The sequence below is a fragment of the Paenibacillus sp. 1-18 genome, assembly GCF_000520755.1.
Classification (GTDB): Bacteria; Bacillota; Bacilli; order Paenibacillales; family Paenibacillaceae; genus Paenibacillus; species Paenibacillus brasilensis.
Genome location: NZ_ASSB01000314.1, coordinates 1 through 312, shown reverse-complemented (window position 1 = coordinate 312; position 312 = coordinate 1). Strand labels below are relative to the sequence as shown.

Annotated in this window: 1 protein-coding gene; it reads right to left on the bottom strand. The window is 54.8% G+C overall.

Translation table 11 applies throughout. The annotated features are described in order from the left end of the window. On the bottom strand, positions 1-312 hold a 312-nt coding region (locus tag L693_RS28340), incomplete at both ends, for a histidinol dehydrogenase (RefSeq protein WP_197030004.1).

Below are 312 nucleotides of genomic sequence, written 5' to 3'. Positions count from 1 at the left end.
GCAAAAGCCGATTGACAATACTGATGCCCTCTTCCAGAGTGTCGACGACAATGATGGCCCCGTAGGATTCTACCGATGCAGAGGCAATATCTCTGCGGGGCAGATCGGCCAATTGGCGCTGTACCTCAGCAGATACCTCTTCCGCCAAGCGCTGCGAGGGTGTAACCAGAATGGCCGAGGCCATTTCGTCATGCTCAGCTTGCGACAGCAGATCTGCTGCAACGTAAGCAGCATTCGCCGTATGATCAGCCAGCACGACAATTTCACTCGGTCCAGCAATACTGTCGATATCCACCGCACCGTACACCTCAC